Below are 22,601 nucleotides of genomic sequence, written 5' to 3'. Positions count from 1 at the left end.
CGAGGGCAACTTCGCGCACCAGCCATGGCGGTGCGCGGGGCCCGCAATGACTTATTTGGTGAGGACGAAGCCCTTGAGCTTGGCGAAGGCTTGATCAAGCAGCGCTTTGAGCTGCTCCTGGTGCAGGTGCGCATACCCCACGGCGGGCGAGGCAGACGCTGGCCGACCGGCATAACCCAGCTTTTGACCTTCTGCCATGTTTTCGTGGATGTAGTGCTGCACGAAGAACCATGAGCCCTGGTTTTGCGGCTCGTCCTGGCACCAGACCAAGTCGGTCAGGTTGGGGTACTTCTTCAGCTCGGCCGCGAAGGCCTTGTGCGGGAAGGGGTACAGCTGCTCGACGCGGACGATGGCCGTGTCAGTGTTCTTCTTCTCGGTGCGCTTCTTGACCAGGTCGTAATAGACCTTGCCCGAGCAAGCGATCAAACGCTTGACGCTGGCGTTGTCCACCGTCGCGTCCGTCTCTGGGATCACGGTGCGGAACTCACCGCGCGTGAACTCGGTCAGGGGCGAGGTCGCGTCCTTCATGCGCAGCAGCGACTTGGGCGTCATGATGACCAAGGGCTTGCGGAACATGCGCACCATCTGGCGGCGCAACAGGTGGAAGATCTGGCTGGCCGAAGTGGGCTGGCAGATCTGCATGTTGTTGTCGGCGGCCAGCTGCATGAAGCGCTCCAGGCGGGCCGAGCTGTGCTCGGGGCCTTGGCCTTCATAGCCGTGCGGCAGCATCAAGGTCAGGCCATTGGCCCGGCCCCACTTCACTTCACCCGAGGCGATGAACTGGTCGATCACCACTTGCGCACCGTTGGCGAAGTCACCGAACTGCGCTTCCCAGATCACCAGGGTGTTGGGATCGGCGCTGGCGTAGCCGTATTCAAAGCCCAGCACCGCCTCTTCAGACAGGATGGAGTCGATGACGACATACGGGGCCTGGTTGTCGGCCACGTGCTGCAGGGGGATGTAGGTGCCCGTGTCCCACTTCTCGCGGTTCTGATCGTGCAGCACCGAGTGGCGGTGGGTGAAGGTGCCGCGTCCGCAGTCTTCGCCCGACAGGCGCACCGGGTAGCCCGAGGCCACCAGCGAGGCAAAAGCCATGTGCTCGCCCATGCCCCAGTCCACATTCACCTCACCACGGCCCATGGCCGCGCGGTCATCAATGACCTTCTGCACCAAGGGGTGCGGCTTGAAGTTGGCGGGGACGGTGGTGATGCGTTCGGCCAGGCGTCGGAACTCGGCCAGTGGCAAGGCGGTGTCGGCCGCATCGGTCCACTTCTTGTTCAGGTAAGGCGTCCAGTCGACCGCGTACTTGCTCTTGAAGTTGGTCAGCACCGGGTCGACCGTGTGCTTGCCGGCTTCCATCGCGGCGCGGTAATCCTTGACCATCTGATCGGGCACCTCGGCCGCGATCGTGCCTTGGGCCACCAGCTTGTCGCCGTAAACCCTGCGCGTGCCAGGGTGCTGGCCGATCTTCTTGTACATCAGCGGCTGGGTCATCGACGGCGTGTCTTGCTCGTTGTGGCCCAGCTTGCGGAAGCAGACGATGTCCACGACCACGTCCTTGTTGAACTCCTGACGGTAGTCCAAAGCCAGTTGCGTGCACAGCACCACGGCTTCGGCATCATCGCCATTGACGTGCAGCACCGGCGCCTCGATCATCTTGACCACGTCGGTGCAATACAGCGTGGAGCGGCTGTCGCGTGGGTCCGAGGTGGTGAAACCGATCTGGTTGTTGATGACGATGTGGACCGTGCCACCCGTGTAGTAACCCCGGGTCTGGGCCAGGGCCAAGGTTTCCATCACCACGCCTTGACCGGCAAAGGCGGCGTCGCCGTGCACTTGCACGGGCAGGACCTGGTCCCCTGACGTGTCGCCACGGCGGTCCTGGCGGGCCTTCACCGAACCTTCGATCACAGGGTTGACAATCTCGAGGTGCGAGGGGTTGAAGGACAGGGACAAGTGGACGGGACCACCGTCGGTGCTCACGTCGCTGGAGAAGCCCTGGTGGTACTTCACGTCGCCGGAAGGCAGGTTTTCAGGGGCGGTGTGGTCGAACTCCGAGAACAATTCGGAAGGCTGCTTGCCCAGGGTGTTGACCAGCACATTGAGGCGACCCCGGTGGGCCATGCCGATGATGATCTCTTGCACGCCCTTTTCGCCGCCGCGTTGGATCAGCTCGTCCATGCACGCGATGAAGCTTTCACCGCCTTCCAGCGAGAAACGCTTTTGGCCGACGTACTTGGTGTGCAGGAAGCGCTCCAGGCCTTCAGAGGCCGTGAGGCGGTCAAGGATGTGCTTTTTCTTCTCGACGCTGAACGAGGGCTTGGCGCGGATGCTTTCCAGCTTCTCCTGCCACCAGCGCTTCTCGGTCGGCTCGGTGATGTGCATGAACTCGGTGCCGATCGAGCCGCAATAAGTCTCGCGCAAGGCTTGCAGGATGTCCCGCAGGGACATTTGCTCGGCCTTGGTGAAGTACGTGTTCGTGGCGCTGAACGTGATGTCCATGTCGGACTCGGTCAGGTCGTAGAACGCGGGCTCCAGCTCGGGCAGCTTGGGGCGCTCCTGGCGCTTGAGGGGATCGAGGTCGGCCCAGCGGGAGCCGAGGAAACGATAGGCAGCAATCAACGACTGCACATGGACTTGCTTGCGGGCGACGGCCAGATCAGCACTGCTGGTCTTGACCATGAAGGCGTTGGCCTTGGCGCGCTGGGCAAACGATTCGACGACGGGCGCGTGGGCCACATCTCGGTGATCGGAGCCGTCCGTGGCGGGGACGTTGGACAAGGCGTCGAAGTACGACCGCCAGTTGTCGGGCACAGAGCCCGGGTTGTCGAGATAGGCCTCGTACAACTCTTCGACGTACGGGGCGTTTCCCCCGAACAGGTACGAGTTCGACCTGAACTGCTGCATCATTTCGCTGACCTCACTCCCAGGTTTGCTGGGTTATGGCTGGTTGAAAACCTTCCGCGACACGGCTTGACCGGTTGGCGGATTGCGACCCGCCTTGCTGACTTCTGAGATCCAACAAGGGCGACGGGAAGGGCCTGATAAAACCGAGGATGAATGTACCACCGCTCAAGCCGCAAAGCAGCGTTTGGCACAAAAGCCTCGAATACTGAAGACGACAACAGGGTATTGAAGGCGTTTCATCAAAAACAGCTCAACAAAAAAGCCGGGCAATGCCCGGCTTGATAACGCTCACATCGCCAAGGCGATTCAAGCAAAGTTCTGCGCCGCGAAATCCCAATTGACCAGCGAAGTCAGGAAGGTTTCAACGAACTTGGGGCGCGCATTGCGGTAGTCGATGTAGTAGGCATGCTCCCACACGTCGATGGTCAGCAAGGCCTTGTCGGCGGTGGTCAGCGGCGTGCCAGCCGCACCGGTGTTGACGATGTCAACGGTGCCATCGGGCTTCTTGACCAGCCAGGTCCAGCCGGAACCGAAGTTGCCCACGGCGGACTTGGTGAAAGCTTCCTTGAAGGCGGCGTAGCTGCCGAACTTGGCGTTGATGGCATCCGCCAGGGCGCCCGTGGGCTCGCCACCACCGGCGGGCTTCATGCAGCTCCAGAAAAAGGTGTGGTTCCAGATCTGGGCCGAGTTGTTGTAGATGCCGCCGCTGGACTTCTTGATGATGTCTTCCAGCGACAGGTTCTCGAACTCAGTGCCGGGGATCAGGTTGTTCAGGTTGGTGACGTAGGCTTGGTGGTGCTTGCCGTAGTGGTACTCGAAAGTTTCTTTCGACAAGTGCGGGGCCAATGCGTCTTGGGCGTATGGCAGGGGGGGAAGCGTGTGAGCCATGGTGCTTGATCCTCTTCGAGTTGAAACGTGAACGATTTCCGATGATTGTAGGCAAGTGCTCAAGGCAATCGTGCAGATGCCTGCAAAACTCAGTCGGCCGCTGTGGCTTCTCCGGCGGATGACAGCGCCGCGCCCATCGACCGATGGGAGACCTCGACCGCCAAGCGCCCGTCGGCCAGAACAACGTCCAAGGTTGACCCAATCGTGGCCTGCGAAGCCTTGGTGATGGTGTGTCCTTGCGCATCGCTGAGCCAGGCGTAGCCACGCTCCAGCACACGTTGGGGATCAAGCGCATGCAGGCGACTCTGCAGTGCATCGACACGATGATGGGCCTGCGATCTCTGCTGCGACACCGCGCGAACCAAGCGCGACTGCCACACTGGCAAAGCCTGCGCGGCCAGACCCACCCGACGCTGGCTGGCGCCGAGCATGCGGTGCTGCAGCAAGGCCAGGTCATGGCGCTGACGGCTCAAGGCCTGGGCTGGACGGGCCAGCCGCATCGCCGCTTGGTCCAGGCGCTGGGCCAGGTTGTCGAGTCGCTGGCCCACGCGCTGACCCATCACCCGGGCTGTGCCGGCCAGATCACCCAAGGCCTGAGCCTGTGCCTGGGCGACCAGTTCAGCAGCGGCCGTGGGTGTGGGCGCCCTCAAATCGGCGGCGAAGTCGGCCAACGTCACATCGGTTTCGTGGCCCACACCACTGATGACTGGAATAGGGCATTGGGCAATGGCCCGCACCACCCGCTCGTCGTTAAAAGCCCACAGATCTTCCAGCGAGCCGCCGCCTCGGCAAACGATCACGGTGTCAATGAGCAGACCTGCATGGTGGCTCAGCACCACCTGGGCCAAAGCGGAGACGATCTGCGCCGGGGCTTCAGCACCTTGCACGGAGCACGGGGCGACCACGACCTCGACATGGGGCGAGCGCCGCTGCAGCGTTGTCAGCACGTCTCGCAAGGCTGCCGCAGCCAGGGAGGTGACGACGGCCACGCGGCGCGGAAAATGTCCGATGCCGCGCTTGCGGGCAGGGTCGAACAGGCCTTCCGCCTCTAGCTTGGCTTTCAGACGCAGGAACTGCTCGTAGAGCGCACCGGCACCTGCCCGTTGCATGCCCTCCACCACCATCTGCAGCTCGCCACGCGCCTCGTACACCGACAAATTGCCACGCACCTCCACCAACATGCCCTCGCTGGGCGTGAAGTCGACTTGCGACAAGGCCCGGCGGAAGATGGCGCAGCGCAAGCTGGCCCCGCCGTTTTCGTCTTTCAAGGTGAAGTAGCCGTGCCCGCTGGCCGCCCGGGTGAAGCCACTGATCTCGCCCCGCACCACGCACTGGGCAAAGCGCGCCGCGAGGCTGTCGCTGATCGCGTTGATCAGAGCGGACACGCCCCAGACGCGCGCCGTCATGGATTACCCCAAGGAGATGCAGCGGATTCAAACGCCGCAGATGCGCCGCATCGCCAGCAGGCAAGGGACTCGGGAAGTCCACAACCGCGCGGATCAAGGCCGGAAGGGGCTAAAACGCTGTCACAGAGCCTTAACAATGTCATAAGCTTATGATTCACAAAGACTTTTACCTGCTTAAAAATGTAGCAATCTGTTGCGACCCGCGAATTTTCGCGGTTTGGCGGGCCGCCAAGGTGGCTTACCCACAAAGTTATCCACAGCTTTGGTGGATGACTGTCTGGTCACCATTGAGATCCGGACGGGCCCGGAAAGCGCAAATTTCGGCGCCATAATCTGCGGCTTAGCGTGACCTTTGGAGTCTTCGTTGCTGTCGATCTTACAAGCTGCTGGCTGGCCAATCTGGCCTCTCGTGCTGTGCTCTATCGTGGCCCTGGCCCTGATCATTGAACGGTTTTTGAGCCTGCGCGCCTCTCGTGTGGCGCCGGCACGGCTGGTCGATGAAGTGATGGCCGTGACGCGTGCCAGCCTGCCCACCGTGGACACGGTCAACAAACTGGCCGAGAACTCCTCGCTGGGGTTGGTGCTGGCCCAAGGGTTGCGCACGGCCATGGCCGAACCCCGCGTCACCGACGCCAATCTGCGGGCCTCGTTCGAGACCGCAGGCCGCCAGGCGGTGCACGACATGGAGCGCAATCTCAGCGCCCTGGGCACCATTGCCAGCGCCGCCCCTTTGCTGGGGCTGCTGGGCACGGTGGTGGGCATGATCGAGATCTTCGGGGTGTCAGGTGCGTCATCGGGCACGGCTGGCGCCAACCCCCTGGAGTTGGCGCATGGCATCTCGGTGGCCCTGTACAACACGGCCTTTGGCCTGATCGTGGCCATCCCTTCGCTGGCGTTTTATCGGCATTTCCGGGCCCGGGTCGATTCCTACACGCTCGACCTGGAACAAGCCGCCGAACGCATGGTGCCGCACATCCTGCGCCTGACCTCGGGCCGCCGCTGAGCACGCGCCATGTCGATGAATTTCCGCACGCGACACCGCGAAGACCCCGAGATCAACCTCATCCCGTTCATTGACGTGCTGCTGGTGGTCCTGATCTTCGTGATGCTGACCACCACGTACGCCAAGTTCACCGAGCTCAAGATCAACCTGCCCGTGGCCAACGCGCAGTCCACCAAGCCCCGGCCTAAGGAGCTGGTCGTTGTGGTCACCGCCGATGGTCGCTACTCGGTGGACAACCGCCCGGTTGAAGGGCGCAGCGTGGAATTGCTGGCGGCCGCTTTGACCGCGGGCACTGGCGCCAACCGTGACATCGTCATCGTGTTGACCGCCGATGCCTCGGCCACGCATCAAAGCGTGATCAACGTGATGGACGCCGCGCGCCGTGCCGGCTTGTCGCAGTTGACCTTCGCCACCCAAGGGCAAATGGGCGCGGCTGCAGTCCAGCCCTGATCAGCATTCACACGCCCGCCTTCTGTTGATGGCTTCCATCACGCAGCGAATCGTTCGCAGTTGGTCATCGCGCGGCGCCTTGCCGGTCTTGCTGTGGCCCGTGTCTGCGTTGATGTGGCTGCTGGTCACCTTGCGAAGACAAGCGTACCGCCTGGGCCTGATGAAGGCCGAATCTCCAGGTCTGCCCGTGCTCGTCGTGGGCAACCGGATTGTGGGCGGTGCCGGCAAGACCCCGGCCACAATCGCCATCGTCCAGCACCTGCAGCAAGGCGGTTGGCATCCGGGGGTGCTCACGCGGGGCTACAAGCGCGCGGCGGACGCCCCCCCCTTCACCCTCATCAACCAGTCTTCAGCAGACCAGTTGAGCGCTGCCGAGGTGGGGGACGAACCCCTGCTGATCTGGCGGCGCACCCACGTGCCGGTGATGGTCGGCCGCGATCGTGTCGCGGGTGGACTCGCTTTGCGCAGGGCCCGCCCGGACATCGACATCCTGGTCTGCGACGACGGCCTGCAGCATTTGCGCCTGGCCCGCCAGATCGAAGTCGTGGTGTTTGACGAACGTGGTGCCAGCAATGGCTGGCTGCTGCCTGCGGGGCCTTTGCGCGAACCCATCGCCCCCATGGCCCCCGCATCACTCGTGGCCGCGCCCATTGTTTTGTACAACGCAGCGCAACCCACCACATCCTTGAAGGGCCACTTGGCGCAGCGCGGCATGTCGCCCATGCAGCCACTGGGTCAATGGTGGTCAGGCGAGGCGGGCGATGCCAGCCTGCAGCCACCCCGTGACGGCGCCTGGGCCGTCGCCGGCATCGCCCACCCCCCCAAGTTTTTCGACCGACTCGCAGCCTTGGGCTTCAACACGCACCCCGTGGCCTGCGACGACCATGATCCCTACACCACCTTGCCTTGGCCAGAAGGCATCGCCCACGTCATCGTGACCGAGAAAGACGCCGTCAAAATGAGGCCTGAGCGAGTGCGCCAGGAACGCCCGAGCACGCAAGTGTGGGTGGCGGCCCTAGACTTCAGGCCTGAGCCCAGCTTCTGGCAAGCGATCGACTCGGCGCTGGCACGCCTGCCCTGCCCTCACCTTTAACGGAAAACTCACCCCGATGGACACTCGACTCATCGAACTGCTGGTCTGCCCACTGTGCAAAGGCCCGCTGCACCGCAAGCCACAAGGCCAGGCCCTGATCTGCGCAGCCGATCGGCTGGCTTATCCCATCCGCGACGGCATCCCGGTCATGCTGGAAAGCGAAGCCCAGCCGGTGGAAGACCACGACGATCCCATCCCCAACGCCGCTTTGCTGACCGGCCAGCCTGGTGCGGCCCACGACGCGGGCGCAGCCTGACATGGGCTTTTCGGTGCTGATCCCGGCGCGGCTGGCCTCGACCCGCCTGCCCAATAAGCCGTTGGCCGACCTCGCCGGCCTGCCGATGATCGTGCGCGTGGCGCAACGCGCCGCCCAGAGCCGGGCCAGCCAGGTCGTGGTGGCCACGGATTCACCTGAAGTGGCCGCGGCATGCGAAGCCCACGGCGTGCGGGTCGTGCTGACCCGGGCCGACCACCCCACCGGCAGCGACCGGCTGGCCGAGGCCTGTGTGCAATTGGGCCTGGATGGCGATGATGCCGTGGTCAACGTGCAGGGCGATGAGCCGCTGATCGACCCCGAACTGATCAACGCCTGCGCGGACCAGCTCGACCAGCGCCCCGATTGCGTGGTCAGCACGGCCGCCCATCCCATCGACGATGCCAGCCAGTTTGGCAGTCCCAACGTGGTCAAGGTGGTCACCGATGCCATGGGGCGTGCCTTGTATTTTTCGCGCGCACCGATCCCCTGGTGGCGCGATGCGCCCGCGCCGGGGCACCCTGCCACTGGCGCGGGCGCCCCATTGCGCCACATCGGCATCTACGGTTACCGCGCGGGCTTCCTGCGCCGCTATCCGCAACTGCCCCCCAGCCCCCTGGAAGCGGTCGAATCGCTGGAGCAATTGCGCGTGCTTTGGCATGGCGAACGCATCGCGGTTCATGTGGCCCTGACCCCACCCGGTCCTGGGGTGGATACCCCCGAAGATCTGGCCCGTGTTCGCGCCCTGTTCGAGGGTAGAACTTGAGGGTTGAATGAACGCCGCGTGCTATCCTGCGCGGCTTGCAAGAGCTGTTTGGCGCGAGCCGTCCGACAGCGTCATCGGATACCGAGGAGAACCATGAGACTCATCCTGTTGGGTGCGCCTGGCGCCGGCAAAGGCACTCAGGCCACGTTCTTGTGCCAAAAGTACGGCATCCCGCAAATCTCGACAGGCGACATGTTGCGCGCTGCCGTCAAGGCGGGCACCGACATGGGCCTGGCCGCGAAGAAGGTCATGGACGCTGGCGGCCTGGTGGGTGATGACATCATCATCGGCCTGGTCAAGGAGCGCATTGCCCAGCCAGACTGTGCCAAGGGTTTCCTGTTCGACGGCTTCCCACGCACCATCCCGCAAGCTGATGCCATGAAGGCCGCCGCCGTCAGCCTCGACATCGTCCTTGAAATCGACGTGCCTGATTCCTCCATCATCGACCGCATGAGTGGCCGCCGCGTGCACCCCGCTTCGGGCCGCACCTACCACGTCAAGTTCAACCCGCCCAAAGTGGCGGGCAAGGACGACGCCACCGGTGAAGACCTGATCCAGCGCGACGACGACAAGGAAGAAACAGTGCGCAAGCGCCTGGAGGTCTACCACCAGCAGACCCGCCCCTTGGTGGACTACTATTCACAGTGGGCCGCCACCGGTGACCAGTCGGCACCGCGCTACGCCAAGATCAGCGGCGTGGGCACGGTCGATGAAATCACCGCCCGCGCACTGCAAGCCCTGGGGGCCTGAGCCAGAACCCGTCACAGCCCTCACCGGCTTGGCCCACGGCCCCCTCGCTATCCCAGCGTCGGGGCCGTTGTGTTTTTTGACTCATTGAGACCGAAGTCTTCAGCTTGTGATCCCACCGTCATTCATCCAAGACCTGCTGGCCCGCACCGACATCGTCGAGGTGGTGGGCCGCTACGTCACCTTGAAAAAGGCCGGGATCAACTTCAAGGGCCTGTGCCCATTCCATGGCGAGAAATCGCCCAGCTTCATCGTCAGCCCCAGCCGCCAGACCTACCATTGCTTTGGCTGCGGCGTGCACGGCAATGCCGTCGGCTTCCTGATGGAGAACACCGGCCTGGGCTTTGTGGAGGCCGTGAAGGACCTGGCCCAGATCCAGGGCATGCCCGTGCCCGATGACGACAGCAAGCCCGAAGACCGTGAAAAGGCCAAGGCCCAGAAGGAAAAGCAGACCTCGCTCACCGAGGTGATGGCCAAAGCCACCCAGCACTGGCGCCAACAGCTGAAAAGCACGCCCAGGGCCGTGGCCTACCTCAAGGCGCGAGGTCTGACCGGTGAGATCGCTGCGCGCTTCGGCATGGGCTATGCCCCCGACAACTGGCGCGGCCTGGCCAGCGTCTACCCCAAATACGACGACCCCTTGCTGGTTGAAGCGGGCCTGGTCATCACCCCCGACGATGGTGAGACGCGAACCGATGGCGAAGCCAAACGCTACGACCGTTTTCGCGACCGGATCATGTTCCCGATCCGCAACCCGCAAGGCGAGGTCATCGGCTTTGGCGGCCGGGTGTTGGACAAGGGCGAGCCCAAGTACCTGAACTCCCCCGAAACTCCCGTCTTCATCAAGGGCCGCGAGCTTTACGGCCTGTATGAAGGCCGCAGTGCCTTGCGCACCAAAGGCTACGCCCTGGTCACCGAAGGCTACATGGATGTGGTGGCCTTGGCCCAATGGGGCTTTGGCAATGCCGTGGCCACCCTGGGCACAGCCTGCTCGGCCGAGCATGTGCAAAAGCTGTTCCGCTTCACCGAACAAGTCGTGTTCAGCTTTGACGGCGACGGCGCTGGACGCCGCGCCGCCGGTCGGGCCCTGGAAGCCGCTCTGCCCTTTGCCAGCGACACCCGCCGCATCAGCTTCCTTTTCCTGCCCGCCGAGCACGACCCCGACTCCTACATCCGCGAGTTCGGCCCCGAGGCGTTTGAAGCCTGTGTTCAGCAAGCCGTGCCCCTGTCACGACAGTTGCTGGAACACGCCAAAGGCGACTGCGACTTGAACACCGCCGAAGGCCGCGCCCGCTTGCAAGCCCAGGCCCTGCCCTTGATTGGCCAATTGCCCGACGGCGCCCTGCGAGGCCAAATCGCCGACGAGTTGGCCGCCATGGGGCGCACCGCCCCTGAAGAAATCCGCCGACGCCTGACTGCGCTTGCCGAGCCAAAGCAATCCGCCAGGAAGCCCTACCAGGAGCATCGTGATGGCGATCACTCACAGCCCTGGGACAACAGCTACACCGGAGAGCCCGCGCCAGAACAGACCTACCAGGGCCATGGCGACGATGGCGCCCCGAAATCAAAGTGGGGTGGCGGCAAGCGCGAATGGAAAAAAAACTGGGATGGCGGCGGCAACAGCCGCTGGCAACGCAAGGGCAGCCCGGTCATTGACCGCCGCCCCCTGCCCCAGGCCGCCCGGCCTTTGGACCGCATCGTCTGGCTGATGATCGCCCGCAGCGACTTCTGGGACCAAGTCCCCGCCTCGGCCCACGACCTGCTGTGCGAACAACCCGCCGTCTATGGTCACTTCTTCCGCTGGCTGGACCGCCTGGTGCACGACCAGGGCGCCATCGGTGCGCAGGAATTGGTCGACCGCATGCGCCACGCCACCCTGGGCGACGACGACAGCCCCAGCCAAGATGATTCCATCGAGCTAGACCCCGGTTTTTCGGCGCTGGCCGAGCGCATCACCAATTTTCACGACGTGTTGACAGGACAGGAGTCGCTGGACGAGTTGCTGGGCCAGATCAAGCACCTGCAATTGCAGGCCATGCAGGACGAATTGGAACTGCTGACCCAATCCGGAGAACTCTCCGACAGTGCCGAGGCCAGAAAGATCGAATTGATTCGCCAGTCGCTAACGCTCAAGCTTGAAATCAGCCGAATGCGCCCCACTTCTGCCTCCTAGCAGTCGATTCGCCAGTCATGTGGCACACCGCCAGCATGACTATTTTTGACGCAACCCTCCGCATGACGGATAATGGAGGGTTCGACAAGCCCCCAGCCCATCTTTCGAGGATCCGCATGACCGCGAAGAAGACCGCGAAGACAGAAACCGCGAAAGTCACACCTGCGTCGCAGGCCTTAGAGACGACCGACAAGAAGGTCGCCAAGACACGCGTGCCCAAAGCAGAAGCCGCCGAGGGTGCCGCCGCGAGCGAACCCAAAAAGCGCGGACGCAAGCCCAAGGTAGTTGCGGATGCAGCCCCCGCTGCCACAGCCAAGAAGGATCCCAAGAAGGCCGCCTTTGAAGAAGAAGACATTGGCGACATCGAAGCCGAACTCGAAGGTGAGCCTGAGGTTGTAGAGGCCGCCAGCGAAGGCACCGACGACAAGCAGCCCAAGGCCAAGCCCTTGCGGATGAAGGTCTCGCGGGCGAAGGAACGCGCCTTGATGCGCGAATTCGGCATCGACGAAACCGCCCTGTCCGAAGAAGAAGTCGCCAAGCGCCGTCAGGAGCTCAAGACCCTGATCAAGATGGGCAAGACCCGTGGTTTCCTGACCCATCAGGAAATCAACGACCACTTGCCTGAAAAGCTGATCGAGGCTGAAATCCTTGAGGCCATCATCTCCATGTTGAACGACATGGGCGTGGCGGTCTACGAGCAGGCCCCTGACGCCGCCACGCTGTTGCTGGCCAGTGCCACCACCACCACGGCGACTGAAGAAGAAGCCGAAGAAGAAGCTGAAGCCGCGCTGTCCACGGTGGACTCCGAGTTCGGCCGCACGACCGATCCCGTCCGCATGTACATGCGAGAAATGGGCACGGTCGAGCTGCTGACGCGCGAAGGCGAAATCGAAATCGCCAAGCGCATCGAAGGCGGCTTGCAAGCCATGATGCTGGCCATCTCGGCCTCGCCCACCACCATCGCCGAGATCCTGTCGTTGTCCGACAAGATTCGCAGCGGTGAGATGAAAATCTCTGAGGTGGTCGATGGTTTTGTGTCTGCCGGCGAAGCAGATGACTACGTCGCCGAAGAAGACTTCGACGAGTTCGACGAAGAAGACGACGACGACGGCAACGGCGGCTCCAAGGCCCTGACCAAGAAGCTCGAAGAGCTGAAGAACCAAGCCCTGGAACGCTTCGACACGCTGCGCAGCAACTTCGAAAAGATGGCCAAGGCCTTCGAGAAAGACGGCTACAAGTCTTCGCCTTACAACAAGGCGCAAGAAGGCATCAGCCAGGGCTTGATGACCGTCCGCTTCACGGTCAAGACCATTGAGCGCCTGTGCGACTTGCTGCGCTCGCAGGTCGATGACGTGCGCCGCTACGAGCGCGAACTGCGCAAGATCGTGGTGGACAAGTGCGGCCTGCCGCAAGAGCACTTCATCAAGTCCTTCCCGCCCAACATCCTGAACCTGAAGTGGGCCGAAAAGGAAATCGCGACCGGCAAGCCTTACGCCGCGATCATGCAGCGCAACCTGCCCGCGATTCAAGAGTTGCAGCAAAAGCTGATCGACCTGCAAGGCAAAGCCGTCGTGCCGATTGATGATCTGAAAACGATCAACAAGCGCATGAACGAGGGCGAAAAAGCCTCGCGCGATGCCAAGAAGGAAATGATCGAGGCCAACTTGCGCCTGGTGATTTCGATCGCCAAGAAGTACACCAACCGTGGCTTGCAGTTCCTGGACCTGATCCAGGAAGGCAACATCGGTTTGATGAAGGCGGTGGACAAGTTCGAATACCGTCGTGGCTACAAGTTCTCGACCTACGCGACGTGGTGGATCCGTCAGGCCATCACCCGCTCGATCGCCGACCAGGCCCGCACCATCCGCATCCCGGTTCACATGATCGAGACGATCAACAAGATGAACCGCATCTCGCGCCAGCATTTGCAAGAGTTCGGGTTCGAGCCCGATGCGCCCACGCTGGCCGCCAAGATGGAAATGCCGGAGGACAAGGTCCGCAAGATCATGAAGATCGCCAAAGAGCCGATCTCCATGGAAACGCCGATCGGGGACGACGACGACAGCCACTTGGGCGACTTCATCGAGGACACCAACAACACGGCGCCCATTGAAGCGGCCATGCAGGCTGGTTTGCGCGACGTGGTCAAGGACATCCTCGACAGCCTGACGCCGCGCGAAGCCAAGGTGCTGCGCATGCGTTTCGGCATCGAGATGTCAACCGACCACACGCTCGAAGAAGTCGGCAAGCAGTTCGACGTGACCCGCGAGCGCATCCGCCAGATCGAAGCCAAGGCCATCCGCAAGCTCAAGCACCCGAGCCGCTCGGATAAGCTGCGGACCTACCTGGACAACCTGTGATCCATCCGGACCACGGCTGAGCCAGTTTGACCAAATGCCCGGTACGCCCGGGCATTTTTCATGGCGTCCTTCTTTCTCTCCCCCCACAGACGATACCGATGACCACCTGGCAAGACGTGCTGCGCCCCGGCGACGCCACCGATTTTTTCACGCGCGTGGCCTTGCCCGCCTTCGATCCGACCACCAGCGCGTATGTCGAAGGCAACGCCCTGTGGCTGGCTGAGTTGAGTCGCCTGGTCTATCGCCACGACATCGAGGAAAGCACGCCCCCACCCTCGCCAACTCGGCAAAACTTTTTGGACAAAGTGGGCTTGCGGCAACAACGCTTTTTCCTGTGCGACAGAACCGATACGCAGGCCATGCTGGTGACTTCAGCCTCGCCCACCCTTTTCGCCGTGCTGGTGTTTCGCGGCACCGACAGCCCAAACGACAGGCTCACCGACATCACCGTGGGCCTGCAGTTCCTGATGTGGCACAAACCCGGTCTGCACTTGGGATTCAGGCGCGCTCTGGACTCGATCTGGCCGCAAGTCGAGGCCGAACTGGCTACGCTGGACTGTCCGATCTTCTACACCGGCCACAGTTTGGGCGGCGCCCTGGCGACCCTGGCCGCTGCCCGCAGGGCTCCCAAGGCCGTCTACAACTTTGGCGCGCCCCGCGCGGGCAATCCTGCTTTTGCGCGATCAATCCAACACCTGACCATCCACCGGGTGGTGGACGACCTCGACGTGGTGTCCATGCTCCCGCCAGCCATCATGGGCTTCCGCCACGTGGGCCAGGAAGTGCGGTTGACCGCCCCTCGGAGCCCCTGCGCCCTCGTCAATCCGTTGGCCTGGCGCACCACTCCACCGGCTCTGCTGGCGGATCACGCGCCAGTCAACTACATTGACCGGATGCCGAGCGCAAGGCATGCCATCGAATAGGCCTCAAAAACCGTGTGATTTTTCACACCACAGCCTGAGCACCTGAGCCAACATACCGAGCTATGGGAACCACCAAGGAATGTGCCGTCATGTTTGCCGATTTGCGCGGCAGCACGGCCTTGTATTTGCGCCTTGGCAACAAGGAAGCCGCCACGGTGGTCACGCACAGCCTGGCCATGCTGGGGCAGATCGTGGCCAAGGGTGGTGGACGAGTCGTCAAGACCCTGGGCGATGGCCTGATGGCCGTGTTTGACGACGCTGAGCGATCCGTCGAAGCCGCCGCCAGCGCCCAAGACTCGCTGGAGCGCCTGGCCCCCCTGCCCCGCGACGGCCTGCCCAGCAAGGCCACTGCCCTGAAGATGAAAGTGGCCCTGGCCTGGGGAGAAATCGTAGAGGTGGACAGCGACTGCTTTGGCGATGCCGTCAACGTGGCCGCCCGCCTGATCGACCTGGCCGGAGACAACGAAACCCTCGCCACAGGCCCCTTGATCCGTGAGTTGCCCTCTGACCAGCAGGAGCGCTTTCGCAGCATTGACCGCCTGCACCTGCGTGGCCGCAAGGAGCCCGTGCCGGTGCTGCGCATGGAAAGCCGAAAATTCGGCGACACCGAATCGACCATGATGATGGGCGCTGAAAGCACCGACATGCCCGACGGTGTGCGGCTGACCTGGCTGGGCACCGAACGCATCTTCTCGACCGCCAGCATGCCGCTGACATTGGGCCGCAGCCCCCAGGCCTCGTTCTGCGTCAGCGATGCGAGGGTTTCCCGTTCGCACGTGCGCATCGAATCTCACAGCGGCCACATCTACCTGAGCGACCTCAGCTACAACGGCACGCACGTCAAGTTCGACCACGACGACCAGATCCTGACCCTGCGCCGCGGCACCTGCACCTTGCACGGGAGCGGGGTGATCTGCATGGGGTCTCCCCCCACGGATACCACCGCGACCCAAATTCATTTTGAAGTGTTGAGCTTTTCTGACACTTTGCCTCAGTGGTGACGCTTAGACACATCCAGTCACGCATGGGTTAGAGTGATTCGTTGCCGTCCCACCCATGACGACCGCATGACCCTCAATGCAGTTCCATCCGATGAATCCGCGCGCCTAGCGCTGTTGAGCGCCAGCAAGCTGCTGGACTCCGAGGTCGACCCTGCGTTCGACGCTTTGGTGCGCCTGCTGGTCGCCCAGATGGACTGCCCAGTGGCCATGATCAACCTGATCGACAGCCACCGCCTTTGGGCCATGGCCCGCATCGGGATCGAGCAACGCCAGTTCTCGCGGCTGGACGCCTTTTGCGCCGCCACCATTTGCCAAGGCGATGCGCTGGTCATCCCCGATGCACAGGATGACCCGCGATTCAAGAACAACGCATGGGTCACCGGCCCCCCTCACGCCCGCTTTTACGCGGGCGTTCCTTTGATGGTGCAAGGCCAAGCCTTGGGCACGGTCTGCGTGCTGGCCCCACAACCGCGCGAATTGTCGGCCCTGCAACTGCAAAGCCTGCAAGACCTCGCCCTGACCGCCGGCGCCCTGGTCGAAGCCCGGCTGAGCACCCAACGCTTTCGCAAGATGGAGGCCCGGGTCCGCACCGCCAGCCTGGCCGGCAGCGACTGGTTGTGGGAGACCAATGACCAAGGCATCATCCAGTGGGTGTCGGCCAGCCTGATGCAGCACACCGGACTGAACCCCTCAACCGAAGTGGGACTCAAGGCGAAAGACCTCTACACCCCGCGCGATGACGACACCCGCGCCTCGTGGGATCGATTCCTGGCCGCCCGAGCACGCCGCGAGCCTTTCAGCCATGCCATCGCAGACCGCATGACACCGCGCGGCCAGATCACGGTCAGCATCAGTGGAACGCCCGTGTTCAACCACGCAGGTCGCTTCATGGGCTACCGAGGCGCCAGCAGCAACGTCACCCGTCAGATCAATGAGGAACAGCAAAGCCGCCAGGCCGACCTGCTGCTCAGGCAAGCCATTGAGTCATTCAACGCCGGGGTGATGATCCGAAGTCGGGACGGGCGCATTTTGCTGAGCAACAGCAGTTGGCGCCGGCGCATGGGCACGGACGCCGTCGAGGGCATGCTCTGGGCCGACTTGCTGCGCAAGCGCATCGCCGAGGGACTCTACCCAGATGCCATTGGGCGCGAGGACGCCTTCTTTGACTGGCGCATGCGCCTGCTCGACCAGCCCGAGCCGCAGGAGATCCGCCTGGATGATGGCTGGGTCCTGTCCAAGGAGCAACGCCTGCCAGATGGCAGCGTCGTGCATTTCTCGATCGGCATCAGCGAAACGAAACGGCATGCTGCCGCTCTTGCCGTGCAACAGAAAGCGCTGGAAGAGTCACAAGCACGGTTGACCTCGGTACTGAGGGCCCTGCCCGACCTCTGGTTTGTGATCGACGATGAAGGCCGCTACGAAGCGGCTCACGAAGAACACGCCTTGCCCTTTGGTGCCGCCGTGCCACCAGAGCTGGCCGAACGCGAGGCCCAGGCCATCGCCAAGGCTCATGCCACCGGCCTGCCACAGCGGCTTGACTACAGCCTGGAAATGGGCAGCGGAGTGAGGCACTTCGAGGCCCGCCTCACGCCCATGCCCGACAAGCACACCCTTTTCCTGACCCGGGACATGACCGAGAGCATGGTCGCGGCCGAAAAGTTGAGGGTCAGCGAAGAGCTGTACCGATCAGTGGCCTCGTCCATCAGCGACGGCCTGATCGTGGTGCAACTGGATGGACGCGTGGTGGCCGTCAACCAAGCAGGTTGCCGGATCCTGGGCGTGCAAGCCCACGAACTGGTCAACCTCAACACCAGCGACGCCTTGGCCTACGAACTCCTGACGGACGACCTGCGGCAAGCTTTGCCGCGTGAACAATGGCCGGTGATCAAAACCATTCACACCGGACAACGCCAGGACGATCGCACTCACCCCTTGCGCCGCCGCGATGGTGTGGTGGTATGGGTTCAGATCAGCAGCCACATGCTGCGCGTCAACACCCAGGCGCAACCTTTCGCGGTGGTGGCCACCTTCCGGGACATCACGCAGGAACGGCAAGCCGCCCAGGCTTTGGCCCTGAGTGAAGAACGCTGGAAGTTCGCGCTGGAAGGCTCGGGCGACGGTGTGTGGGACTGGGACCCCAGCGCCGACCGAATTTTTTACTCGCAGCGCTGGAAGGCGATGCTGGGGTACGAAGATTCCGAGATCAGCGACCTGGCCAGCGAGCTGACCGACCGCATCCACCCCGACGATCGGCCTCCCGTGGTGGCGGCCTTGAGCGCCTACCTTGAGCATGACCAAGGCCTGTTTCAAGCCGAGTTCCGCATGCGCCACAAGCGGGGCCACGACGTGTGGATCTTGTCGCGCGGCAAGATCGTCAGCCGCGATGCACTGGGCCACCCGGTGCGCGTGGTGGGCACGCATTCGGACATCACCCCCATTAAGCGGGCCGAACAAGTCTTGCGCGAAAAGCAGTCGGCCGAAGCGGCCAGCGCGGCCAAGAGCGAGTTCCTGTCTCGCATGAGCCATGAGATCCGCACCCCGCTGAATGCGGTGAACGGTTTCGCGCAGTTGCTGAAGCTGCAATTGGCCAACGCCCCCACCGCATCGCAACACCTCAATTTTGTGGACCAGATCCTGCACGGCAGCCAGCATTTGATGGCCCTGGTCAACGACGTACTCGACCTGCAAAAGGTGGAGGCCGGTATCCTGACCCTCAAGACCGAGCGCCTGACCATGCTGGGCGAGGTTCAGCAATGCGCCGCCATGCTGGGGCCGCTGGCCTCGCAACGCGGCATCACCCTGCAGGTGGATGTGGACCCCGCCTACCAGGTCGATGCCGACCGTCAGCGCCTGCGGCAAATTTTGACGAACATTGGCTCGAACGCCATCAAGTACAACCAGGCTGGCGGTTCGGTCTGGTTCGACACGGAATCTCGCAGCGACGGTAGCTTGGCCCTGGTCATCCGCGACACCGGGCCGGGCATGAGCCCACAACAACTGGGCAAGCTGTTCCAGCCCTTCGAACGACTGGGTCGAGAAACCTCGTCCATTGAAGGTTCCGGACTTGGACTTATCATCACGCGTTCGCTGATCGAAGCCATGGGGGGTAGCATGGAAATTCGAAGTCAACCAGGCTCGGGTACACGGGTCAACATCGTCATGCCAGCGGCTGCGAATGGCGTCATGCCACCAGCCGATGACACAACCAATACACACATGGACAAACCCGATGGCGACGCCAGTGTCGCCAACTCTACCCGCGAAGCCCCTTGCGCGGAGCAAGCACCTCTTCACGTGCTTTACGTTGAAGACAACCGCATCAACGCGATGTTGTTCGAAGAAGCCTTGCGCCCTTACCCACAACTCAGCCTGGAGATCGCCGAGGACGGCCAGATGGCTTTGTCCATGGCCCGCGACAAGGCGCCCGACGTGCTGGTGCTAGACGCCCACCTGCCCGGCATGTCCGGATTTGACGTGCTTCGCGCCTTGCGCACCTTGCCAATGCTGGAAAATGCACCGGCCTTCATGTGCTCAGCCGACGCCATGCCCGACGACGTGGCGCGCGCCAAGGCGGCTGGTTTTGCAGGCTATTGGACCAAGCCCATCGACATCCAGCAGGTGACGTCGGTTCTTTGCCAGTTGGCCGACAGGGGTGACAATGCATCCCCATGACGTTTGCCACTGAACCCCGTTTTCAACACGGACAAGCCCCCCGGACCGGCGTGTTGCTGGTCAACCTGGGCACCCCTGAATCCCCCACGCCTGCGGCCCTGCGCCGCTACTTGGGTCAGTTCCTGAGCGACCCGCGCGTGGTGGAAATTCCCCGCACAATCTGGTGGCTCATCCTGCACGGCATCGTGCTGCGCGTTCGTCCGGCCAAGTCGGCGGCCAAGTACGCCAGCATCTGGATGAAAGAAGGCTCGCCCTTGCGCGTGTGGACTGAAAAACAGACCACGTTGTTGCAAGGTTTCATGGGGGAGCAAGGCCACGATTTGATCGTCAAGCACGCCATGCGCTACGGTCAGCCAAGCATTGCCAGCCAGCTGGACGCTTTCAAGGCTGAAGGCGCTAACCGCATCCTGATCGTGCCGCTGTACCCGCAGTACTCGGGCGCCACCACGGCGAGCGTGATGGACGATGTGTTCAGTTGGGGCCAGCGTGTGCGCCACTTGCCCGAGTTGCGCACCATCGCGCGGTTTCATGATGACGCGGGTTACATCGAAGCCTTGGCCGCCAGCGTGCGGGCCCATTGGGCCAGCCATGGCCGCGCCGGCAAGCTGGTGATGAGCTTTCACGGCATGCCCGAGCGCACCTTGCACCTGGGCGACCCTTACCACTGCGAATGCCTCAAGACCGGCCGCTTGCTGGCCGAAAGCCTCGGCTTGAAAGCCGACGACTACGTGGTCACTTTTCAAAGCCGCTTTGGCAAGGCCAAGTGGCTGGAGCCCTACAACGAGCCCACACTGCGCGCATTGGCCAAGGCCGGTACCCAGCGTGTGGATGTGATCTGTCCCGGCTTCGTGGGCGATTGCATCGAAACTCTGGAAGAGATCGCGATGGAGGGCAAGGACGCCTTCCTGAGCAGCGGTGGCCAGGAGTTCAACTACATTCCCTGCCTGAACGACCGGCTGGAGTGGATCCGGGCGCTCAGCAGCCTGGTGGAGAAGCATTTGCAAGGTTGGCCCAGCCAGCGCGCTGAGCAATCGTCGCCCACCGTTCTGGCCGCCCAGCGCGACCGGGCCAAGGCTTCAGGCGCTCAGCAGTGAACGTTGCTGCCGCGTGAAGTGCAGCATGCGGCCACGGTAAGGCTCGCTGGCGGGCAAGGCGCTGTCCAGGTTGGTCATGCTGTGCGCGAATCCCAGGGCCTGCATGTGTTGGGTGAAGCGCGAGCGGTGGCCGCGGTTGGGATCGACGATGACGATCTCGACCACGTCGGCCGAATGCCGATCGATGAAGTCGGACAACTGCTGGGGATGGCTGCGCTCGTACAGCACATCGCTGCCAATGATGAGGTCGAACTGGCCCAGGCCCGCGTTGGCGGTGGTCCATTGCCCCGTGAGGTACTTCATCACAGGCAAGGCATTGAGCAAGAGGTTGGCCTGCAAAAAGACCTCGGCCAAAGGGTGGCAATCGCTGGCCGTGACATCAGCCAGGCGACGGTGAACCACGAGGCTGGCCAAGCCCAGGCCACAACCGATTTCAAGGATGCGCTTGCCGACCAGGTCATCGCGCTGTTGCATGGCACAGGCCAGGTACTGGGCCGATGGCCACAGCATGCCGAACAAGGGCCAGGTGGCGGCCGAGATGCCTTGCGCGTGCGCCGCGCCGTCCGGGTCAAAGAACTGCTGGCGGTCCAGCAGGGACCTGATCTGAAGATCGTCGCCACCTTGAATGGGGACGGACTGAAACTTGACCTGGTAACCCAGGTCGGGCGTGGCGGCGGCGGTCATGCAAGGCTCCAGACGCGGCACGGTGGCCGCTGACGTCGGATACCCATCGTTCGGATCGAACAGGCACGACGCCGCTAGGGGCAATGCAGGACGAGGCGTAAGAGAGGGAGGAAGGGGTGCAAGGACTCTACACCCGCCGCTGGCGTTGCCGATACGCCGCTGGGGTCATGCCAGTCACTTTCTTGAACAGGCGGCCAAATGCGACACGGTCTTGGTAACCGACCTGCGCGGCAATGTCCTGCACCGGTAGCTTGTCGGACTCCAGCAAGTCCTTGCCGCGCTCAATGCGCACCGCCTGCTGGTACTGGATGGGCGTCATGCCGGTGGCCGCCAGAAAGCGGCGCTGCAAGGTTCGCACGCTGACATGGACCTGGCTGGCCAGGTCTTCCAAGGTGAGCCTTTGAGCATGCTGGTCGGCGATGAAGGTCTCCAGCTTGCGCACCTCGGCATCAGCGTGCTGGCGCCAGCCTCGGGGCGGTGCGTACAGGGTTTGCGGGCCACGCTGCACTTCGGTCACCAACATCCGGGCCAACTCACGCGCGGTATCACGCCCCGCCAGCAATTGCACAACGTAGAGGCAGGCATCCACCGCGGCCAGCGAGCCGCCGGAGCAGATGAAGTTGCCATCGTGGGTGAGGTTTTCGGAGGGCTTCAACAGCACGCCCGGGAAACGCTGGTGAAACCCATCGGCCAGCATCCAGTGCGTGGTCGCCCTGCGCTCGTTCAAGCGGCCACTGGCGGCCAACAGGTAGGCGCCCGTGCACATGGTGGCCACCAACACCTGCGGTGGCAAAGCATGCAGTGCTTGGATCAACAAGGGGTTCTCGGCGACAGCCGCCTCCCCATGCGCCCACAATGAAGGGATCACGATCAGGTCCATGCGGGCCATGGTGGTGAGGTCGCCATCCATGGTCAGCGCACCATCGGGATGGGGCACGGGCTGGCCATCCTGGCTGATGCGGGTCAAGGCAAAACGGTGCGTCCCCGGGATCTGGTTCGCCATGCGAAAGGTGTCGAGCACCAGGCCCACGCTGGCCAGGCTGTGATGACGGCACACATAAACACCCACCCGGTGAACTTGCTTCGTCACGTTGACCATATCAGCATCAAAGATGTCCAAAACGACAATTCTAGGGAAGCGGGCTGACGGCCACAATGCCCCCAACCTGAGAAAGACGCCC

17 protein-coding genes are annotated in these 22,601 nt (G+C 62.9%); 12 read left to right on the top strand and 5 right to left on the bottom strand.

Annotation, left to right across the window (positions count from 1 at the left end):
• Positions 1-51: 51 nt before the first annotated feature.
• The 3 genes from PSV38_RS06715 to xseA form a co-directional block, all read right to left on the bottom strand.
• Positions 52-2,910 carry a 2-oxoglutarate dehydrogenase E1 component gene (locus tag PSV38_RS06715; RefSeq protein ID WP_300546104.1) on the bottom strand — a complete coding sequence of 953 codons (2,859 nt, stop codon included), beginning with the start codon at positions 2,908-2,910 and terminating at the stop codon, positions 52-54.
• 303 nt (positions 2,911-3,213) lie between these two features.
• Positions 3,214-3,795: a Fe-Mn family superoxide dismutase gene (locus tag PSV38_RS06710; RefSeq protein WP_300546102.1), complete on the bottom strand. Its 582-nt coding sequence runs from the start codon at positions 3,793-3,795 to the stop codon at positions 3,214-3,216.
• Positions 3,796-3,884: 89 nt separating this feature from the next.
• Positions 3,885-5,201, bottom strand: a complete 1,317-nt coding sequence (gene xseA / locus PSV38_RS06705; RefSeq protein ID WP_300546101.1) for an exodeoxyribonuclease VII large subunit — start codon at positions 5,199-5,201, stop codon at positions 3,885-3,887.
• Between the two features lie 364 nt (positions 5,202-5,565).
• On the opposite strand from xseA, the gene PSV38_RS06700 reads away from it, so the two are divergent.
• The 12 genes from PSV38_RS06700 (at position 5,566) to hemH (ending at position 20,736) form a co-directional block, all read left to right on the top strand.
• A complete protein-coding gene (locus PSV38_RS06700) occupies positions 5,566-6,204 on the top strand; it encodes a MotA/TolQ/ExbB proton channel family protein (protein WP_300546100.1) in 639 nt (212 codons plus the stop codon).
• 15 nt (positions 6,205-6,219) lie between these two features.
• Positions 6,220-6,654: a biopolymer transporter ExbD gene (locus PSV38_RS06695; protein ID WP_300546397.1), complete on the top strand. Its 435-nt coding sequence runs from the start codon at positions 6,220-6,222 to the stop codon at positions 6,652-6,654.
• A 28-nt stretch (positions 6,655-6,682) separates the two neighbouring features.
• Complete coding sequence (gene lpxK / locus PSV38_RS06690) at positions 6,683-7,747, top strand: tetraacyldisaccharide 4'-kinase (RefSeq protein ID WP_300546099.1); 1,065 nt, start codon at positions 6,683-6,685, stop codon at positions 7,745-7,747.
• A 16-nt stretch (positions 7,748-7,763) separates the two neighbouring features.
• Complete coding sequence (locus PSV38_RS06685; RefSeq protein ID WP_300546098.1) at positions 7,764-8,003, top strand: Trm112 family protein; 240 nt, start codon at positions 7,764-7,766, stop codon at positions 8,001-8,003.
• A gap of 1 nt (position 8,004) precedes the next feature.
• Entirely contained in the window at positions 8,005-8,766 is a 762-nt protein-coding gene (gene kdsB, locus PSV38_RS06680) for a 3-deoxy-manno-octulosonate cytidylyltransferase (RefSeq protein WP_300546097.1), read from the top strand.
• Positions 8,767-8,859: 93 nt separating this feature from the next.
• The gene (gene adk, locus PSV38_RS06675) at positions 8,860-9,516 is read left to right on the top strand and encodes an adenylate kinase (RefSeq protein WP_300546096.1); all 657 of its coding nucleotides are present in this window, start codon (positions 8,860-8,862) and stop codon (positions 9,514-9,516) included.
• Between the two features lie 106 nt (positions 9,517-9,622).
• Positions 9,623-11,686 carry a DNA primase gene (gene dnaG, locus PSV38_RS06670; RefSeq protein WP_300546094.1) on the top strand — a complete coding sequence of 688 codons (2,064 nt, stop codon included), beginning with the start codon at positions 9,623-9,625 and terminating at the stop codon, positions 11,684-11,686.
• 116 nt (positions 11,687-11,802) lie between these two features.
• Positions 11,803-14,046 carry an RNA polymerase sigma factor RpoD gene (rpoD, locus tag PSV38_RS06665; RefSeq protein WP_300546093.1) on the top strand — a complete coding sequence of 748 codons (2,244 nt, stop codon included), beginning with the start codon at positions 11,803-11,805 and terminating at the stop codon, positions 14,044-14,046.
• 98 nt (positions 14,047-14,144) lie between these two features.
• Complete coding sequence (locus tag PSV38_RS06660) at positions 14,145-14,969, top strand: lipase family protein (RefSeq protein WP_300546092.1); 825 nt, start codon at positions 14,145-14,147, stop codon at positions 14,967-14,969.
• A gap of 62 nt (positions 14,970-15,031) precedes the next feature.
• The gene (locus PSV38_RS06655) at positions 15,032-15,970 is read left to right on the top strand and encodes an adenylate/guanylate cyclase domain-containing protein (RefSeq protein ID WP_300546090.1); all 939 of its coding nucleotides are present in this window, start codon (positions 15,032-15,034) and stop codon (positions 15,968-15,970) included.
• Positions 15,971-16,036: 66 nt separating this feature from the next.
• On the top strand, positions 16,037-19,642 hold the full coding sequence (locus PSV38_RS06650; RefSeq protein ID WP_300546088.1) for a PAS domain S-box protein: 3,606 nt from the start codon (positions 16,037-16,039) through the stop codon (positions 19,640-19,642).
• Positions 19,639-20,736 carry a ferrochelatase gene (hemH, locus tag PSV38_RS06645; RefSeq protein ID WP_300546087.1) on the top strand — a complete coding sequence of 366 codons (1,098 nt, stop codon included), beginning with the start codon at positions 19,639-19,641 and terminating at the stop codon, positions 20,734-20,736. The genes PSV38_RS06650 and hemH overlap by 4 nt, the downstream gene beginning before the upstream one ends.
• Here the strand turns inward: hemH and PSV38_RS06640 are convergent.
• The gene (locus PSV38_RS06640) at positions 20,719-21,420 is read right to left on the bottom strand and encodes a methyltransferase domain-containing protein (protein WP_300546086.1); all 702 of its coding nucleotides are present in this window, start codon (positions 21,418-21,420) and stop codon (positions 20,719-20,721) included. The genes hemH and PSV38_RS06640 overlap by 18 nt on opposite strands.
• 127 nt (positions 21,421-21,547) lie before the next feature.
• On the bottom strand, positions 21,548-22,510 hold the full coding sequence (locus tag PSV38_RS06635) for a helix-turn-helix domain-containing protein (RefSeq protein ID WP_300546085.1): 963 nt from the start codon (positions 22,508-22,510) through the stop codon (positions 21,548-21,550).
• Positions 22,511-22,601: the final 91 nt, after the last annotated feature.

Source organism: Aquabacterium sp. (assembly GCF_029946005.1).
Taxonomy (GTDB): Bacteria; Pseudomonadota; Gammaproteobacteria; order Burkholderiales; family Burkholderiaceae_C; genus Aquabacterium.
This window is presented reverse-complemented; position numbering and strand designations above follow the sequence as displayed.

Bases quoted from the DNA above. Each gene is read 5' to 3' on its own strand.
- PSV38_RS06715 (WP_300546104.1), bottom strand. From the start codon at position 2,910: ATGATGCAGCAGTTCAGGTCGAACTCGTACCTGTTCGGGGGAAACGCC.
- PSV38_RS06640 (WP_300546086.1), bottom strand. From the start codon at position 21,420: ATGACCGCCGCCGCCACGCCCGACCTGGGTTACCAGGTCAAGTTTCAG.
- PSV38_RS06710 (WP_300546102.1), bottom strand. From the start codon at position 3,795: ATGGCTCACACGCTTCCCCCCCTGCCATACGCCCAAGACGCATTGGCC.
- PSV38_RS06655 (WP_300546090.1), top strand. From the start codon at position 15,032: ATGGGAACCACCAAGGAATGTGCCGTCATGTTTGCCGATTTGCGCGGC.
- rpoD (WP_300546093.1), top strand. From the start codon at position 11,803: ATGACCGCGAAGAAGACCGCGAAGACAGAAACCGCGAAAGTCACACCT.
- kdsB (WP_300546097.1), top strand. From the start codon at position 8,005: ATGGGCTTTTCGGTGCTGATCCCGGCGCGGCTGGCCTCGACCCGCCTG.
- xseA (WP_300546101.1), bottom strand. From the start codon at position 5,201: ATGACGGCGCGCGTCTGGGGCGTGTCCGCTCTGATCAACGCGATCAGC.
- PSV38_RS06695 (WP_300546397.1), top strand. From the start codon at position 6,220: ATGAATTTCCGCACGCGACACCGCGAAGACCCCGAGATCAACCTCATC.
- PSV38_RS06660 (WP_300546092.1), top strand. From the start codon at position 14,145: ATGACCACCTGGCAAGACGTGCTGCGCCCCGGCGACGCCACCGATTTT.
- adk (WP_300546096.1), top strand. From the start codon at position 8,860: ATGAGACTCATCCTGTTGGGTGCGCCTGGCGCCGGCAAAGGCACTCAG.
- lpxK (WP_300546099.1), top strand. From the start codon at position 6,683: ATGGCTTCCATCACGCAGCGAATCGTTCGCAGTTGGTCATCGCGCGGC.
- PSV38_RS06650 (WP_300546088.1), top strand. From the start codon at position 16,037: ATGACCCTCAATGCAGTTCCATCCGATGAATCCGCGCGCCTAGCGCTG.
- hemH (WP_300546087.1), top strand. From the start codon at position 19,639: ATGACGTTTGCCACTGAACCCCGTTTTCAACACGGACAAGCCCCCCGG.
- PSV38_RS06685 (WP_300546098.1), top strand. From the start codon at position 7,764: ATGGACACTCGACTCATCGAACTGCTGGTCTGCCCACTGTGCAAAGGC.